Here is a 17,064-nt window from a genome sequence, read left to right on the forward strand (position 1 = left end):
ACTATAAGGCAAAACGCCGGTGAATGGGGTTCGTTGTCCACTATATGCGGTCGGTTAGGAAGAAATTCCAGCCCGCGCAGCCCTCATCCATCGAAAGGTTCGAAGGAACGGACCTGCCAGCCTGCGTGATCGTCAAGACATAGCCGTCCGCGGTAGAGAGCGACCCCGTCAAAGCTTTCGCGCGTGGTTATCAAGCCGCGGCAACCGTCTTCTCCCTCACCGGCAAGGAATGTCACGGTGCCGCGCCTTTCTCCATCCACCGATTGCCAGGGGAAAGGTGTCGACAGACTGCCAGCGGCAAGCTGCCCTCCAAGGGCCACGGCCAGCGCCTCCTCATCCCCGCCGGAAGCAGGTCCAGGTCGCGGTAGCGATGTCACATCTTCTGGAATGGAGCCTGTGACGGCGGTGCGGTCGATTTCCTTCTGACCTGGAACGATGGCCGACACGCTACAGGCCGCAAGAAAGGGCAGCGTCGCGAGAACCGAAACAAGCAGAGGGGTACGGCTGGACGAGACCATGCCCCCAACTGGTGCTTGCTTTGCCGCCCGCAATCGGCATTCTCCCCGTGAAACTCGATACGTCAGGCATGCATGATGATTGATGAAACGTTAAAATCCGGTGACTTCACGCAGCGCGATGAACCTTTCAGGCTTTTTGCGGAATGGCTCGAAGACGCCAAGCAATCCGAGCCGAACGACCCCAATGCGGTGGCGGTCGCGACGGTCGACCCGGATGGCATGCCCAATGTGCGCATGGTTCTTCTCAAGGGGTTCGATGAGCGCGGCTTCGTGTTCTACACGAATTTCGAAAGCGCCAAGGGACAGGAGATTCTGAGTGCCGGCAAGGCCGCCATGTGTTTTCACTGGAAGAGCCTGCGCAGGCAGGTGCGCGTGCGTGGCCCCGTGGAACAGGTGAGCGACGCGGAAGCCGATGCCTATTACGACAGCCGCCCGCGCGGCAGCCGCATCGGCGCATGGGCCTCGAAACAGTCCCGCCCGCTTGAAAGCCGGTTTGCGCTTGAAAAGGCGGTGGCCGAGTACACCGCCAAATTCGCGGTCGGCTCCATTCCGCGCCCCTCCCACTGGTCGGGCTTCCGCATTCTGCCGCAAACGATCGAATTCTGGCACGACCGTCCGTTCCGGCTGCATGACCGCCTGGTGTTCAACCGCGGCGAAAACGGCGCGTGGGAAACGACCCGGCTTTATCCCTGAACCGCAGGGCTTTGGGAACCGCAGGGTTTTGGGAAACCGGGGAGCGTCGAGATTTTGTACAGGACGCCACACGGTTTCCCGCATTTACGCAAGTGTCGGGCGATCCCCTGACTGCGGAAGCTCTATTTCCGGCTCATGAAAGCCATGAATGCCGAGCGGGCTTCCTCGGATTTCAGCCGCTCCATGAAGTGAACGGCTTCCTCGCGAATGCGCGCGAGAACATGCTCGCGAGGCCCGCGAATGAGATCGCGCGCGATGCGCAAAGCCTCGGGGGGCTTGGCGGCAAGACGGTCGGCAAGGCCGAAAACCTCGCCCTCCAGCTCGGCCGGCTCCACCACTCCATGAATAAGCCCCATCGCCTTGGCCTCCTGGGCTGGCAGCCCCTCGCCCAATGCGAGAAGCGCGAAGGCCCGCTGATGGCCGATGACCATCGGCGCGAGCAGGCTCGATGCCGCCTCCGGAACCAGCCCTAAGTCCACGAAAGGCGTGGAAAAGACGGTTCGTGGCGTGGCAAGCGTCAGGTCGCAATGCAGATGAATGGTGGTTCCGATGCCCACCGCGATGCCATCGGCGCCGGAGACCAGCGGCTTTCGGCAGGATGCGAGCGTCAGAAGAAAGTCGTAGACTTCCTGTCCACCCTCACCGCCCGTGGCGACGGCCAGAAAGTCGGCAAGATCGTTGCCCGCCGAAAAAGCGCCCGGACTGCCCAGCATGACGTGGCAGCGCACGCTTTCGTCCGCATCGCCCTCCTCGAGCGCGGCCTTCATGTCCAGATACATGGCCCGCGTTATCGCGTTCTTCTTTTCCGGCCGGTTGAGCCGGATCACCTGGAGCGGACCGCTGCGCTCCACCAGAACATGTTCGCTCATGGACGGGTCCTCCCTCCCGTTGAAACAATTTCAGAGCGGTTCAGTGTTTCGAGCAACTGCCGAACCGCTCCATCTTTTGTTCTTCCGCGTTTGTGCGGGCTTTAGGCGATGCCACCCGACTGCAAAAGTCTTTTAGAGCCGGAGAAGCCGTTCGGCCGCAGCCTCGATGCTGCCGGCGCCGTTCAGGACACGATCCTTCAACCCGCCGGTCTCGCAAAGCAGGTTCTCGGCCATGAAGCGAACCAGCACTCCTTGCGCCTCGTCGCCGCTTGCAGCCACCGCCCTCGCGTTGAAGGCCACCCCGATAACCAGCGAGAAGAGACGCAGATAAGGCGTTGCGCCCGACTGCGCTGTCGCCATGTCGCCGGACTTCACCGCTTCGATGAGGAAAGCCGTTGCCGCATCGAGATCGTCGAGCGCGGCGGCGAGTTTCCTGGCCGTGGCGCCAAGGCCCGATGCCGCTTCGACAGTCTTGTGATCTTCGCGCAAGCCGGCAAGAAAACGGGCAATCGCCTCGCCACCGCCCAGCGTGAGCTTTCGGGCGACGAGGTCAATGGCCTGAATGCCGTTCGTGCCTTCATAAATGGGGGCGATGCGGGCATCGCGATAGAAAACGGCAGCGCCCGTTTCCTCGACAAACCCCATGCCTCCATGCACCTGCACGCCGAGCGAAGCCACATCCACGCCCACATCGGTGGAGAACGCCTTCGCCATCGGGGTCAAGATGTCGGCGCGAGCCTGCCAGGCCTTGGCTTCCTCACCTTCGTCGATCCGCGCGCGATCCAGCGCATGGGCACAGCAATAGGTGATGGCGCGCGCCATCTGGGTCTCAGCCTTCATCGTCAGAAGCATTCGCTGGACATCGGGGTGCCCGATGATCGGGCTCATGCCTTCGCCGGACCAACCGGGCGCACGGCCCTGGCGGCGCTCGGCAGCATAGGCGATCGCCTTTTGCATTGCGGCCTCTGCGATGCCGACACCCTGCATTCCGACCGCGAGGCGGGCATTGTTCATCATCGTGAACATGCAGGCGAGGCCACGGTTTTCCTCGCCGATCAGCCAGCCCACCGCGCCGGGCGTATCGCCGAATTTCCCGTCGCCATAGATCATGGTGCATGTGGGAGAGGCGTGGATGCCAAGCTTATGCTCGATGGAGGCGCAGAACACGTCATTGCGATCTCCCAATGAACCGTCTTCATTGACGAAGAACTTCGGCACCAAAAAGAGAGAGATGCCTTTCGTTCCCGCCGGAGCATCCGGCAGCCGCGCCAGAACCAGATGCACGATGTTGTCGGTGAAATCGTGCTCGCCATAGGTAATGAATATCTTCTGGCCGAAGATGCGATAGGTTCCATCGCCTGCGGGCTCGGCGCGCGCCTTCAATGCATTCAGGTCCGAACCGGCCTGTGGCTCGGTCAGGTTCATCGTTCCCATCCATTCGCCGGAAACGAGCTTTTCGAGATATTTCTGCTGCAGCTGTGGGGTCGCGTGACGCTCAAGCGCCTCGATGGCGCCAACGGTCAGCGTGGGGCCGATGGCGAAACCCATGGAGCCCGAATTCCACATTTCAAAGGCTGCAACCGAAAGCAGGGTCGGCAGACCCTGACCGCCAAAGGCCTCGGGACCCGTCAGCCCGTTCCAGCCGCCTTCGCACCAGCGGCGGTAAAGATCAGCCCAGCCTGGCGGCGTGGTGACCGCACCATCCTTGAGCACGGCGCCCTTCTGGTCGCCGATGCGGGCCAAAGGCACGATTTCCTCAGCCGTGAAACGGCCAGCTTCCGTTACAATCGCATCCACCAGGTCTTCCGAGAGATCGCCAAAAAGCCCTGCCTCAAGATCTGCGGCAAAGCCCGTCACATGCTTTAAGGTGAAGGCGATTTCATCGATGGGAGCCTGATACATGGTGCATTCCTCCTGAGAACGGCGGCAAATTAGCGGCAAAGCACCCCGCTCGCCACCATGCTAAGGTCTGATCCGCTATTTTCTTTTTACGTAAACGTCAATTCAAATTTTGCGGGTTTGGTGAGGGCGGGAAAGACCGCCGGGCTGTGACCCATCGTGCAGCATCCTCATTGCGCGCGCTCCGAGAGAAGAACTCCAGAGGCGGCGCAAGCGGCTCGGGGACAAGGCTGGGGATTAGATAGAGAAACCGCGGGAACAGCTGAGTTGAGCTCACCGCCCATATGGCAACGCCGCAAACCGGCGGTAACGCCTCTCGTTTTTCTGCGCGTGCATGGATGCCATGCCATCATCCCCAAGGCTGGCTTCCTGAGCCTCGAGCCCGAAGATAGCTGGAGCATTTTGCAACCAAGTGTCGCCGGCTGACGCCCCGCATAAATGCGGAAAACGGCGCAATGGAGCGCCTACTCCTCGCGCTCGATTGCACGCCAGCCGATATCGCGGCGGCAAAAGCCCTGCGGCCAGTCGATGCGGTCGACGGCAGCATAGGCGCGCTTCTGCGCCTCGCTTACCGTCTTGCCCAGCGCCGTGACATTGAGAACGCGCCCGCCATTTGCCACGAGCGCGCCATCCTTAAGGGCCGTTCCGGCATGGAAGATCACCACGTCGTCTTCCTCGGCTGCCGCGTCGACCCCGCGAATGACCGTGCCTTTTGTCGGGCTAGCCGGATAGCCTTCTGCCGCCAGCACCACGGTCAATGCGGTTTCGTCGCGCCAGCGGGCCGACATATGGCCAAGCTGGCCATCGACAGCGGCATTCATCAACAGAAGCAAATCCTCCTTCAGCCGGGGCATGAGCACCTGGCATTCGGGATCGCCGAACCGGACATTGTATTCGATAAGCTTGGGGCCGTCGGCCGTCAGCATCAGGCCCGCGTAAAGTACACCCACGAAAGGCGCACCCATTTCAGCCATGCCCTTCATGGTGGGTTCGACAATCTCGCGCATCACGCGCTCGACAAGCGCGTCCGTCAGGACCGGCGCCGGCGAATAAGCTCCCATTCCGCCGGTGTTGGGGCCGGTATCGCCCTCACCGACACGCTTATGGTCCTGCGCCGTGCCGAAGGGAAGCGCGGTCTTGCCGTCGCACAGACAGAAGAAGCTCGCCTCCTCGCCTTCCAGAAATTCTTCGATGACCACGGAAGCACCGGCCTCGCCGAAGCTGCCGTCGAAACAGGCATCCACGGCGTTGAGCGCTTCATCCTCGGTCATTGCAACAGTGACGCCCTTGCCCGCGGCAAGCCCGTCCGCCTTGATGACGATGGGAGCGCCATGGTCGCGGATATATTCCCTGGCGGCCAGCGCATTTTCAAAGCGGCCATAGGCTGCGGTGGGGATCGCGTAACGGTCGCACAGGTCTTTCGTAAAGCTTTTGGAGCCTTCGAGCCGGGCAGCAGCAGCACTCGGCCCGAAAACCCGAATGCCGGCCTTGGCCAGCGCATCGGCAAGGCCATCCACCAGCGGAGCCTCAGGCCCCACGACAACCAGCTCTATCGCCTTTTCGCTGCAGAACCCAATGACAGCCGCATGATCTGCGACGTCGAGCGCAACACATTCAGCCTCGGCCGCGATGCCCGGATTGCCCGGCGCGGCATAGAGCTTGGTCAACACCGGAGAAGCGGCCAGTTTCCAGGCCAGCGCGTGCTCGCGGCCACCCGATCCGATGAGAAGAACCTTCATGCTCTGAAATCCCTGCTGGTTCGATGTCGCTTCCGGCTATGGCCGAACGGGCGCTAGGTCAAGATGCGCGGCGCAACTTCCCCCGTTCTGCCTCCCTATCGCGGTCCGAAACGGGCAATTGCGGAGAAAAGCTTGACGCGAGGCGCGCGCCTTGCCACTCCCTGCACGGTAAGTGCACGGACAGGAAAGGCGTCTTATGGAACAGATCCAGTCCCGCCAAGGCCGCGGCCGCGTTCACGATGCGCCTTCCGGCCATTGGGTCTATCGCATCCTGCCGCGCGCCGTGTGGCCCTATGCGCAGCTTGCACGGTGGGATCGCCCCATAGGCTGGCAGTTGCTCCTGTGGCCGTGCTGGTGGTCGACGGCGCTTGCCGCCTCGGCACATGCCAGGCCTGGCGCCGACATTCTGTCGGTCATGCCCTCCGTCTGGCACCTCTTCCTGTTCTTCATCGGCGCGGTGGCCATGCGCGGCGCCGGCTGCACCTATAACGACATCGTCGACGAGAAGATCGACGCAGCGGTGGAACGCACGCGTTCGCGCCCCCTGCCCTCGGGACAGGTATCGCGCGGGCAGGCGTGGGGCTTTCTTGTCGCGCAGGCGCTGGCCGGCCTGCTGGTGCTCATCCAGTTCAATGCATTCGCGATAGCGCTCGGCCTCGGATCGCTGGCGATCGTCGCCTTCTACCCCTTTGCCAAGCGCCTTACCGACTGGCCGCAATTCGTTCTCGGCCTCGCCTTCTCGTGGGGTGCGCTGATGGGTTGGGCCACCCATTTCGGCGAGCTCACATTGTCGCCGCTGCTTCTTTATTGCGGGTCCATCCTGTGGGTGATCGGCTATGACACGATCTACGCCCATCAGGACAAGGAGGACGATGCGCTGGTGGGCGTGCGTTCGACGGCCCGGCTGTTCGGCAGCCGCACCAAGCAATGGCTGATTGCCCTTTACGGCGGGGCATTGCTTTTCTTCGCCGTCGCCTTCGCACTCGCCGAAGTGCCTATGCCGGCACTTGCCGGCCTCGTTGCCGCCGGTGCGCATATGGCCCGCCAGATCCGGGTTCTCGACATCGACAACCCCGATCAGTGCCTTGTGCTTTTCAGATCCAACAACGTCGTCGGATGGCTGATCTTTCTCGGGCTGATCGGTGGCGGTGTCTGGGCGGTCATAAGCCCGCAATTCTGAGCCTCCAAGCGAGGGCGCACGCACCGCATTTATGCAACGCCGGGCTGCCGCCCGGCTGCAAAACTGGGTCTTCTCATCGCATTTATGCGACGCCGGGCTATCGCCCGGCTGCAAAATGCTTAGCCCCGCGCAATGATTTCCTCGCCCTCGATCATCACCCTCACACCAAGGCTGCCGCATTTGCGACGCGCCAGAAAGCGCGGACGACGGGTCCGGCCGGGGCGGCCCTGACGGCGATCGTGCGGCGCAGCGGCCTTCACTTCGCCAATCGTGTCCTCCAACGGATAGGCAATGCCATCCGCCTCGATCATCAACATCGGCAGATGATAGGCCTCGGACCAGGCGCGCCAGTCAGCGGCAACATCGTCGAGGTCATCCGCCACCAGCAGAGGCACGCACAGCATCGGATCGACGTGATGCAGTTCCAGCGTCACCGTCACCTCACCGAACTCATCCTCGATGGCCCGCGCCGCAATGCCGCGAAAAGCCCGCGGCGGAAGCGCAAATGTCACCGGCAGGCCGCTGCGATTCAAAACGCGGCGCATGCGCACGCCACGCGCATCGATCGTGAAGTTCACCTCACCAAAATCGTCCAGCGAAGCATAGTTGACCGCCTGCGGGAGACGAAGCGGGTCGAGGCGCATCGCGCGTCCCGCCCAGACTGGTTTGAGCCCAATCGTCATTGTTAAGCCTTCCTGTCACTCCTGAGAGCCGGTGTTCCGGTCTCCCTCGGGCCGTTTTCGGCCTCGTTATGGGAGCTACCCTAGCGCGGGCTTGTTACCGCCGGGCTTAGAAAGTCGGTTAAATTTTGCTGATCATCCAAGTGGTTAGCGATTTGCAACCAGGTGTAACGAGTTGGCAAGAAGCGTCGTCAAAGCGTAAATGTCGGCTAATAAAAAGGCCGGCACGTCAACCGCACCGGCCGCTGGCTGCATATGCGTTTATCCGCGGGTCAGATGACCTTGCCCGGGTTCAGAATGCCGGCAGGATCGAATGCCTTCTTGATCCGGCGCATCAGATCGGTGGCGATCCCGGACTGGGTTGCAAGCAGTTCGTCGCGCTTTAGCGTGCCGATCCCGTGCTCGGCGGAGAACGAGCCGCCCAGTTCGCGCACGATGGCGTGGACTGCCTCATTCATCGGGCGGTAGAGCTTCAGATACTCTTCCTTGTCGGCCCCTTCGGGCTGAGAAACATTGTAGTGCAGATTGCCGTCGCCCATATGACCGAAACAAGCAACACGGGCGCCCGGAGATACGCCCTGGACTGCCTTGCCAGCAAGTTCGAGAAACTCCGGAATCCGGGCGACGGGAACCGAGATATCGTGCTTGATCGAGCCGCCTTCAGGTCGTTGTGCCTCCGAAAGGGATTCACGCAGATGGCGGAAGGTCGCGCTCTGGGCCTCGTTCTGCGCGATTGCCGCATCTGTGACCAAGCCTTCCTCGAAGGCCACGGTCAGGATTTCTTCCATCAGCATCTTGGCGTCATCGTCGGAGCGGCTGGAGGAAATCTCGACCATCACATACCAGGGGTGCTCTTCCGACAGCGGATCGACCGCACCGGGAATATGCTTGAGCGCAAAGGCGAGCGGTGTCCGTTCGATTAGTTCGAAAGCGGTCAGCGCCGAACCCGCCTTTTCATTGGCCATTTCGAAGAAGCGCAGTGCATCTTCCGGAGAAGGCAGCGCCGCCCACGCCAGTTCCCGCCCCTTGGGCATGGGAAAGAGCTTCACGACAGCCGCCGTGATGATGCCCAGCGTACCCTCGCCACCGACGAAAAGGTCCTTCAGCTCGTAGCCTGTATTGTCCTTCTTGAGCTTGCGCAGGTCATCGAGCACCTCGCCAGTCGGCAAGACGACCTCAACGCCAAGGCAAAGATCGCGCGCCGTGCCATAGGCCAGAGCGCCCACCCCGCCGGCGTTGGAAGAGAGATTTCCGCCGATCTGGCAAGACCCCTGGGAGCCCAGCGACAAGGGAAACAGCCGGTCCTTCCCGGCCACCGCCTCCTGCAGAACCTGCAGCACGACGCCCGCCTCGACCGTCGCGGTGTTGGAAGCGACATCGATCTCCCGAATGCGGTTCAGGCGCGACAGGGACAGGACGATCTGGTTTCCGCCGCGATCGGGCATCTGGCCGCCCACGAGGCCTGTATTGCCTCCCTGCGGGACGATTTCCGTTCGCGTCTCGTTGGCCAGTTGCATGATGCGGCTGATCTCCTCGACGGAGCCCGGGCGCAGGACGAGTTTCGTGGCGCCGCCATAAAGGCCGCGTGGCTCCATGACATAGGGCTCGATCTCATTTGCATCGCGCAGGGCATGACGCTCCCCGACGATCGCGACAAAACGGTCAAGCACTGTGGGGTCTATGGTCATGGCAGGTTCGGCCTCGGTTCAGCTATCACGGGGCGCGGCGGCACGCGCCAGGCGGTCGTTGATTGCTTCACCCAATCCACTCTCTGGAACGGGTTCGGCGGCGATGGTTCCAGCCCCGGAGCGATCGAGCTCCAAGAGATGGGAGAAAAGATTGGCAGCGGCTTCACGCAGGTCCCCCGTTTCGGAAAGATTGCGCATAGCGACTGCCTTTTCAGCGCCTGAAATGCGCCTGGGACCAAAGGCGAGCAACGCCTCCCCCGCCGCCACCTCACCCGCATTCAGGCGCAGATTGGCGTTCGGCGCATAATGGGAGGCCAGCATGCCCGGCGCTTCGATGGATTTTGCGCCGCGCGTCAGCCGGACACCTGCTGCGGCCTCTATATCCTCGGCCGCCACGCCACCCGGGCGCAAAAGGGTCAACCCATTCCCGTCAACCTTCACGATTGTGGATTCCACGCCCACCGGCGTTGCACCCGCATCGACGATCAGCTCGATGCGTGAACCAAGATCGGCATCGACGGCCTCAGCGGTCGTCGTGCTCACCCGACCGGAGGAATTGGCGCTGGGCGCTGCCACCGGACGGCCAAGCTCAGCGATGGCCCTTGCGCAGAAACCGCGCGGCCAGCGAAGCGCAATGGTGTCGAGGCCCGCCGTTACAAGGGGGCTGACACCCGATTGCGGTTTTTGCGGCAGCACCATGGTCAGGGGTCCCGGCCAGAAGGCCTCGGCAAGACGGCGTGCGAGGGCGTTGAACTCGGCAAAACGCTCGGCCATTGCCATGTCGCAGACATGGGCGATCAGCGGGTTGAAGCGAGGCCGGCCCTTGGTTTCGTAAATCCGGGCGACGGCTTCGCCATTCGTCGCATCGGCGGCGAGCCCATAGACAGTCTCCGTCGGCATGGCCACCACAGCGCCCGCATCGAGAAGTGCGACGGCGCGCGGCAGGGCATCGCTCTCCGGCAGGATTTCAGCCAAGGGAATATCCTCACAATTCGCGCATGTTGCCTATCGCGCACCGCGCGTGAGAGCAAGCTTCAAGAAGCCGCGAAAGAGCGCAAAAATCCCCCGCTGCCCGAATTCGGCGGCAAAACACACCCAATGGGCACCTTAACAGGCAAATTCCCTGCAATCCGATTAGCCGCGTCACCCATTTGTTAAGGCCTTGGGTGTTAAGCTAGAGGTCATAACGACCGTGCCATGCCCCTGAAAAATGGTCGATCACCCGGATCAGGGAACACCGGAATGACGCGATTTTACCATGCCATTCCCTTGCTGCTGCTTGTCACGGTCAAGGCTTCCGCTCATGAAACTTCCATCCAGCAACTGGAATGGAATCAGGCCGAAGAAGGCCTTCCCTACGCGATACTTGCGCCCTCGATCGTTGCGGCCCACGAAACGCAGCCTAGCGACATGACACCTTCGATCCTTGCCCGGGGACGGCCAGGAGAGATTACAGAAGCAATTTCGTTGCGCCACCGGCACCTGCCCGCCTTTCTCCCGGCCCTCATTCGCGGGGGCGTCGTGACGAAAAGCAGCACGCCGGCCCTTGCGCAAATGCCGGCTGCCAAGCCCAAGGCCGCGAGCAAGACCGGTTCGAAATCGGGCAAGGAAAAGGATGACAAGGAAGTCGCCGAAGATGCGAACACCGCCGGCAAAAAGCCGATGCGGCCAGCCGGCGTCCAGCGATAATGGCCGGTCCATCCGGCGTTCAGTGATATTCGCCGGTCCATCCGGCCTGCCGCCAATGCGGCAAAACCGGACCTATTTCGAAATCAGCCGCTGATACGCGAGAAATCCGCCACCTGCGCGGTGGCATGACGGATGCGGGCAAGCAATGCAAGACGGTTTGCGCGAACCGTCAGGTCGTCGGCATTGACCATCACGCCATCCAGGAAGGCATCGATGGGCTGGCGCAGTTGCGACAGGTAGGACAGGGCCTTGACGAAATCCTTGGCGGCAATCGCCTGACCGGCAAAGTTCTCGGCTTCTTCCAGACTGTCGAACAGAGCGCGTTCCTCATCGCTTTCGAACAGCTTTGCATCGACTGCGGCTGCGATCTTCGTGCCCTTCTTCTCCGCATCGGCAACGATGTTTGCGGCCCGCTTCGTGCCGGCCAGAAGATTTTCGCCATCGGTCGTGGCAAGAAACTCCGACAAGGCATCGACACGGCTCACGATCAACAGAAGATCGTCGGAATCCGAGGAAATCACCGCATCGATCAGATCGTAGCGCGCGCCCTGATCGCGCAGATAGACTTTCAACCGGTCATGGAAGAAGGACAGCAGGTCCTCATCGGCCCACCGTGACAGGCTGAGCGCGACCTTGTTCTCGATCACGATGCGGATCACGCCAAGAGCCGCACGGCGCAGCGCATAGGGATCCTTCGAGCCCGTGGGCTTTTCATCGATGCGCCAGAACCCCGCCAGCATGTCGAGCTTGTCTGCGAGCGCCACGGCGATTGCCACCGGCTCGGTCGGCACCGCATCGTTGGGACCCTGCGGCTTGTAATGCTCCTCGATGGCAGCTGCCACAGCATGATGCTCGCCCTGCAGGCTTGCATATTTACGGCCCATGAAGCCCTGAAGCTCGGGGAATTCACCCACCACTTCGGTCTGGAGGTCGGCCTTGGCGAGGTGCGCCGCCCGCTCGGCAAGCCGGGGATCGGCTCCGACCATCGGCGCCAGCGCCTTGGCGAGACCTGAAATGCGGGCCACGCGCTCGCCTTGCGAGCCGAGCTTGGCGTGGAAGGTCACGCCCAGATGGTCGAGCCTCGCCATGCGCTGGTCGAGCGGTTTTGCGAGGTCGAGACCGAATTTTTGCGCCGAGGCCGAGAGCTTGCCAAGGTCCGGCAGGTCTGCCTGATCGGTCTTCCAGAAATACAGGGCATCCGAAAGGCGCGCGCGCACCACCTTGCCATTGCCATAGGCAATTTCCCTGCCGCCGTCGGTGGCCTCGATATTGGCCGTGATGACGAAACGGTTAGAGAGCTTTTCCGCCTCGCCCTGCGGGCGGCAGACAAAGCATTTCTGGTTGGCGCGGATCGTCAGCCGGATCACCTCCGGGGGGATCGACAGATAGTCTTCCTCGAATTCCCCGAGCAGCACGACGGGCCATTCGACGAGGCCTGAAACCTCTTCCAGAAGCCCCTCATCTTCCACGAGCTCGAGGCCGTTTGCAAAGGCCAGATTGCGCGCGTCATCCAGGATGATGCGCTTGCGGCGGTCGGGATCGAGGACCACGCGGGCGGCTTCAAGTTTCTCGGAATAGTCCTCGAAACGGCGCACGGCGATGGCCTCGGGCGCATGGAAGCGGTGGCCATAGGTGATATTGCCCGACCGGATGCCGTCGATCTCGAAATCGACCACAACCGGTTCTTCCGTCTCAGGGCCGAAGGTGCACAGGATGGATTGCAGCGGACGCACCCAGCGCAGACTGCCGGGCTTTGCCGAAGCCGCACCCCAGCGCATGGATTTGGGCCAGGGAAAGCCGCGAATGATGCCCGGCATGATTTCGGCGACGATTTCCTCGGCCGCACGGCCCTTCTTCGCGATCACGGCGACGTAGAAGTCGCCCTTCTTCGGATCGGTCTGGACCTCGGCTTCCTCGATCGAGGAAAGCCCGGCGCCGCGGAGAAAGCCTTCGATTGCCTTTTCAGGAGCATCAGTGCGCGGACCCTTGCGCTCTTCGCGCACGTCGCGCGAGCGGGCCGTGACACCACGAATGTCAAGCGCCAGGCGGCGCGGCGTCCAGTATTCCGTGGCGGCCTCATAGGTGAGACCGGCTTCCACCAGACCATCGGTCACAAGCTTCTTCAGATCGCCGGCAGCCTTGCGCTGCATGCGGGCCGGGATTTCCTCAGAGCGGAGTTCGAGAAGCAGGTCGGGCATTGGGGGTCTCTGGATTCAGACTGGATGCGGCTCGGCAATAGCAACTCCTCAACGCAATGTCACCCTTCCCCCACCTTCCGTCCGACGGCGCAACGAAGTTTTTGGCCACAAGTCCTCCGTGAACGGCCAACTGAGCGCAAAACACGGCGATGAACCAAATCGCGCGTCAGGGCGACCAATGTTTCAGAGAAACCGATTTCGCCGGAATGACGACCATGACCACCGCGACGACATTGCTGCACATGATAGCGCTCAGCGCCTGCCTGACGATCCAGGCGGTACCGGGAGCCGGCGAGCGCCCCTCCGGCATAAGGCGCGCGTTGCAAACAATAGACAAGCAGAGCCCTTTGCAGGCACCGCCGTTCAAGGGCGGTGCAACTCTTGCCCATTCGTAACGATGCTCAGGCCGCCTCGGCCTGTCCTGCGCCACCTGCCTCGGTCAGAAGGAAAGCCTCTCCGCACGCCTTCGCCAGATCGCGCACCTTCAGGATATAGCCTTGCCGCTCGGTGACGGAGATCACGCCGCGCGCATCGAGCAGGTTGAAGACATGGCTGGCCTTGATGCACTGGTCATAGGCGGGGAAGACGCATTTGTGCAGGCGCTGGTTGTCGGAATCACCGGGAGCACCGGCTTCCAGCAGCGCGCGGCATTCGGCTTCGGCATCCTTGAAATGCTGGAACAGAAGATCAGTGTTCGCATATTCGAAGTTGAAGCGGGAATATTCCTGCTCGGCCTGCAGGAACACATCGCCATAGGTCACCTTGGCATCGCCCTCCAGGCCGTTGAAATTCAGGTCATAGACATTGTCGACACCCTGCACATACATGGCCAAGCGTTCCAGACCATAGGTCAGCTCGCCCGAAACCGGCGCGCATTCGATGCCACAGACCTGCTGGAAATAGGTGAACTGCGAAACCTCCATGCCGTCGCACCAGCACTCCCAGCCAAGCCCCCATGCACCAAGCGTCGGGCTTTCCCAGTCATCTTCCACAAACCGCACGTCATGGACGGACATGTCGAGACCGATGGCCTGGAGCGAGCCGAGATAAAGCTCCTGCAGGTTGGACGGGTTCGGCTTCAGGATGACCTGATATTGATAGTAGTGCTGGAGACGGTTCGGGTTCTCGCCATAGCGGCCGTCCTTCGGCCGGCGGGAAGGCTGCACATAGGCGGCGTTCCAGGGCTTGGGCCCCAGCGAGCGCAAGGTGGTGGCCGGATGGAAAGTTCCCGCTCCGACTTCCATGTCGTAGGGCTGCAGAATGACACAGCCCTGCGAGGCCCAATAATTGTGCAGGGTCAGGATAAGGCCCTGAAACGAGCGGGTCGGATGGGTGATCGGCAGATCGGTGCTGGGCGCAGTCACAATGCTTCTCCGGGTCGATGCCGGCCCGTCCTATTGCGCCAACGGAAAGGCGTCAAGAAATAAGGCTCCGGAACGCGCGCTCCGGAGCCTCGATGTCCTTGTGTCCTTGCCTTATATGGCGACCCCTTTATCGCGGCAGTCGGATTTCCATGCCCGAGCGCAAAAGGTCCGGATTGCGTTTGAGAGCGGGGTTCAGAGAAAGGATTTCACGGAAGCGCTCTCCATCGCCAAGCTGCTCCGCTGCAATCGACCAGAGCGTATCGCCGCGTTTGACCACATAGGCGTCCTGCATGTCGCCCGGAGCCGAAGCCTCACTCTTGTCTTCCAGCTGAGCAGGAGCTGGAGCAGGCTCTTCCTTCGGCGCTGCTTCAGGTTCAGGTTCCGCCTGCGTTTCGGGTTTGGCTGGAACCGCCGCCGGATCGGGAGCTTCGGGCTGAGCCTGAGGTGCGCCATTGGAGGCATCGTTCTTCACTTCAGGCGTTACGCCGGCTTCGGCGATCTTGCGCGGCTCCTCGTCTGGCAAGCCTTCCTTCAGCTTCGTCTCCACCTCGGCCAGAAGATCAGGCTCCGGATCGAGATCGCGCGCGTGCGACCATTGGAAGGTCGCTTCCAGCTTGCGCCCGGTGCGCCAATAGGCATCGCCCAGATGGTCGTTCAGGACCGGGTCCTCGGGGCGCAGCGAAACAGCACGCTCGAGTTCGCGCGAGGCCTCCTCATAATTGCCGAGCCGGTAATACGCCCAACCGAGGGAATCGACGATGTATCCGTCGTTCGGGCGCAGCTCCACCGCCCTGCGGATCAGCTCCATCCCCTCCTTCAGGTTCATATCCATGTCGACCCAGGAATAGCCGAGATAATTCAGCACCTGGGGCTGGTCGGGATAAAGCTCCAACGCCTTATGGAAATTAGGTTCAGCCTTATCCCACTCCTTCAGCCGCTCGTAGGCGATGCCGCGCTGGTAGAAGACCTGATAGTCCTCGCGTTGCGGATCATCCAGCTTCTCGGCAGCCCGGTCGTAGACCTTGGCGGCGGAAGCGAAATCCTTCTGCACCGCATAGACCCGGCCAAGCGCGAGATAGGCCCGCATGTCGTCGGGCTCCTTCTTGATCGCTTCATCGAGGAAGGACGCCGCCTCCGTGTGGCGGTCGAGATCGGCAAGGTTGAGACCGGTCTGGAGCTCCGCGAGGCGGCGCCACGGAGACCCCGGCTTGATGCGCTTGTAGAGCTCAATCGCCTTCTCCGGCTCACCCTGCTGTTCGGCAACGGAGGCAAGCTGGATAACCGTGTCGTCGCTGTCGGGATTCAGTGCCAGCGCATAGTTCAGATAGAGCTTTACGAAAGGCTCGCCACCGCCTCTGTTCAGAGCAGTCGCGATGTTGAGCAGGATTTCGGCAGCGCCTTCGCGAACGCCGGAAACCGGCATCTCGACCTTCTCACCGGCATTGATCTTTTCGCGAAGCATGAGCGTTGCCGCGCGACCGGTGATGAATTTTTCGGCATCGTCCAGGGTTTCGAGGGCTTCGTCCTTCTCGCCCTGCCCAGCGAGCCAGGCGGCATAGACCTCCGCGGCCCGCATATAGGTGTCAGGTGCCGCAGAGGCCGCACCAGGCACAGTGATGATAGCATCGAACGCATCGCGCACCCGCGCATCGTCATCCTTCTGGATCGCAATGAGGCCGCGATGATAATTCAGAAACAGCGAATACCAGTCGGGGCCTTCAAGCGTATCGAGATCGTCGAGTGCCTCATCGGGCTCACCCTGCCCCACCTTGGCCCAGCTCGTCATGACCACGGTTATCAGCTTGTCGAGATCCGATTCCAGAACGAGCTGCAACCAACCCTCGGCATCGACATATTTCTCCTTGCGCAATGCATCCACGGCAAGGCCCAGGCGCGAGAAGCGCTCCACCTCGGGCACCGCCTTCAGGGATTCCGCATAGGGAAGGGATTCATCAAACCGGCCTTCCGCAATCAGCGTCAGCAGAAGGCTCTGGCGAATGGTCTGGTTGTCGGGCTGATAACCGAGCGCGCGCTTGTAAAAATCGATGGCGCTGGCAAGATCGTTGTCGGCTTCCGCAGCACGCGCCGCCAGAAACGCGCCGGAAAACGACGTGATCGTAACCGTTTCGGTTCCGCCACCAGCCTCTGCGCCACTCTCCTTGGCGAAGCCCGCGCTTGCCGAAAGAGCCAGAAGCCCCGCCAGGCCGGCGGTCGCCAGCAGTTTCGAGGTGATGCGCCTTCTCATATATCTTCCCGCTGCATGCTGGTCCTCGTCATTTATCCATCCGCAGAGATTGTACGGAAAGAATCTTTTGAATTGTTTTCAGACAAGCATGGCCTTTTTGCGATGCCGCATCAATGGCGCCCCATCCGACAGGTGGGTCCGGCCCGCCGCAAAACCGATGTTTTTCAGATCGCCAAGCTCGCGCGCAAGACCAAGCTGCCGCTTGGCTACGAGAAGTTCCCGGGTCACGCATTTATGCGACGCCGGGCTGCCGCCCGGCTGCAAAATGAAGCTCCCGGTTAACGCATTTATGCGACGCCGAG

General features: G+C 61.7%; 15 protein-coding genes. 5 read left to right on the forward strand and 10 right to left on the reverse strand.

The genetic code is table 11. The annotated features are described in order from the left end of the window. Nucleotides 1–83: 83 nt before the first annotated feature. Nucleotides 84–518: an RT0821/Lpp0805 family surface protein gene (locus tag NA8A_RS24400; protein WP_009451377.1), complete on the reverse strand. Its 435-nt coding sequence runs from the start codon at nucleotides 516–518 to the stop codon at nucleotides 84–86. A gap of 75 nt (nucleotides 519–593) precedes the next feature. Between NA8A_RS24400 and pdxH the strand changes: the two genes are divergently transcribed. Further along, entirely contained in the window at nucleotides 594–1,211 is a 618-nt protein-coding gene (gene pdxH, locus NA8A_RS15975) for a pyridoxamine 5'-phosphate oxidase (RefSeq protein WP_009451378.1), read from the forward strand. Between the two features lie 122 nt (nucleotides 1,212–1,333). On the opposite strand, the gene NA8A_RS15980 is transcribed toward pdxH, so the two are convergent. The 3 genes from NA8A_RS15980 to purD all read right to left on the reverse strand — a co-directional run bounded on the left by NA8A_RS15980 (nucleotide 1,334) and on the right by purD (nucleotide 5,718). Then, nucleotides 1,334–2,080 carry a crotonase/enoyl-CoA hydratase family protein gene (locus NA8A_RS15980; protein ID WP_009451379.1) on the reverse strand — a complete coding sequence of 249 codons (747 nt, stop codon included), beginning with the start codon at nucleotides 2,078–2,080 and terminating at the stop codon, nucleotides 1,334–1,336. Nucleotides 2,081–2,212: 132 nt separating this feature from the next. After that, the gene (locus tag NA8A_RS15985; protein ID WP_009451380.1) at nucleotides 2,213–3,982 is read right to left on the reverse strand and encodes an acyl-CoA dehydrogenase family protein; all 1,770 of its coding nucleotides are present in this window, start codon (nucleotides 3,980–3,982) and stop codon (nucleotides 2,213–2,215) included. Nucleotides 3,983–4,443: 461 nt separating this feature from the next. Further along, a complete protein-coding gene (gene purD, locus NA8A_RS15990; RefSeq protein WP_009451381.1) occupies nucleotides 4,444–5,718 on the reverse strand; it encodes a phosphoribosylamine--glycine ligase in 1,275 nt (424 codons plus the stop codon). 196 nt (nucleotides 5,719–5,914) lie between these two features. On the opposite strand from purD, the gene ubiA reads away from it, so the two are divergent. Next, the gene (ubiA, locus tag NA8A_RS15995; protein ID WP_009451382.1) at nucleotides 5,915–6,898 is read left to right on the forward strand and encodes a 4-hydroxybenzoate octaprenyltransferase; all 984 of its coding nucleotides are present in this window, start codon (nucleotides 5,915–5,917) and stop codon (nucleotides 6,896–6,898) included. 119 nt (nucleotides 6,899–7,017) lie between these two features. On the opposite strand, the gene NA8A_RS16000 is transcribed toward ubiA, so the two are convergent. From NA8A_RS16000 to NA8A_RS16010, 3 genes are all read right to left on the reverse strand, one after another. Continuing rightward, nucleotides 7,018–7,581 (reverse strand): DUF6101 family protein, encoded by a 564-nt coding sequence (locus NA8A_RS16000; RefSeq protein ID WP_009451383.1) that lies wholly within the window; start codon nucleotides 7,579–7,581, stop codon nucleotides 7,018–7,020. 269 nt (nucleotides 7,582–7,850) lie between these two features. Continuing rightward, nucleotides 7,851–9,266, reverse strand: coding sequence for an FAD-binding oxidoreductase (locus NA8A_RS16005; RefSeq protein WP_009451384.1), 1,416 nt, complete (start codon nucleotides 9,264–9,266; stop codon nucleotides 7,851–7,853). Between the two features lie 18 nt (nucleotides 9,267–9,284). Next, entirely contained in the window at nucleotides 9,285–10,241 is a 957-nt protein-coding gene (locus tag NA8A_RS16010) for an L-threonylcarbamoyladenylate synthase (protein WP_009451385.1), read from the reverse strand. A gap of 267 nt (nucleotides 10,242–10,508) precedes the next feature. Here NA8A_RS16010 and NA8A_RS16015 point away from each other — a divergent pair, with 267 nt between their 5' ends. Then, nucleotides 10,509–10,955, forward strand: a complete 447-nt coding sequence (locus tag NA8A_RS16015) for a hypothetical protein (RefSeq protein ID WP_009451386.1) — start codon at nucleotides 10,509–10,511, stop codon at nucleotides 10,953–10,955. Nucleotides 10,956–11,038: 83 nt separating this feature from the next. On the opposite strand, the gene glyS is transcribed toward NA8A_RS16015, so the two are convergent. Continuing rightward, complete coding sequence (gene glyS, locus NA8A_RS16020) at nucleotides 11,039–13,153, reverse strand: glycine--tRNA ligase subunit beta (protein WP_009451387.1); 2,115 nt, start codon at nucleotides 13,151–13,153, stop codon at nucleotides 11,039–11,041. A 215-nt stretch (nucleotides 13,154–13,368) separates the two neighbouring features. On the opposite strand from glyS, the gene NA8A_RS16025 reads away from it, so the two are divergent. Next, nucleotides 13,369–13,548, forward strand: a complete 180-nt coding sequence (locus tag NA8A_RS16025) for a hypothetical protein (RefSeq protein ID WP_143088086.1) — start codon at nucleotides 13,369–13,371, stop codon at nucleotides 13,546–13,548. Nucleotides 13,549–13,554: 6 nt separating this feature from the next. On the opposite strand, the gene NA8A_RS16030 is transcribed toward NA8A_RS16025, so the two are convergent. Together NA8A_RS16030 and NA8A_RS16035 are read right to left on the reverse strand one after the other, a co-directional pair. Beyond that, nucleotides 13,555–14,517: a glycine--tRNA ligase subunit alpha gene (locus tag NA8A_RS16030; RefSeq protein WP_009451389.1), complete on the reverse strand. Its 963-nt coding sequence runs from the start codon at nucleotides 14,515–14,517 to the stop codon at nucleotides 13,555–13,557. Between the two features lie 127 nt (nucleotides 14,518–14,644). Then, entirely contained in the window at nucleotides 14,645–16,762 is a 2,118-nt protein-coding gene (locus tag NA8A_RS16035; protein WP_009451390.1) for a tetratricopeptide repeat protein, read from the reverse strand. A gap of 15 nt (nucleotides 16,763–16,777) precedes the next feature. On the opposite strand from NA8A_RS16035, the gene NA8A_RS16040 reads away from it, so the two are divergent. Further along, complete coding sequence (locus NA8A_RS16040; RefSeq protein ID WP_040672824.1) at nucleotides 16,778–17,044, forward strand: hypothetical protein; 267 nt, start codon at nucleotides 16,778–16,780, stop codon at nucleotides 17,042–17,044. The last annotated feature ends 20 nt before the right edge of the window (nucleotides 17,045–17,064 follow it).

The sequence above is a fragment of the Nitratireductor indicus C115 genome (assembly GCF_000300515.1).
Taxonomy (GTDB): Bacteria; Pseudomonadota; Alphaproteobacteria; order Rhizobiales; family Rhizobiaceae; genus Nitratireductor; species Nitratireductor indicus.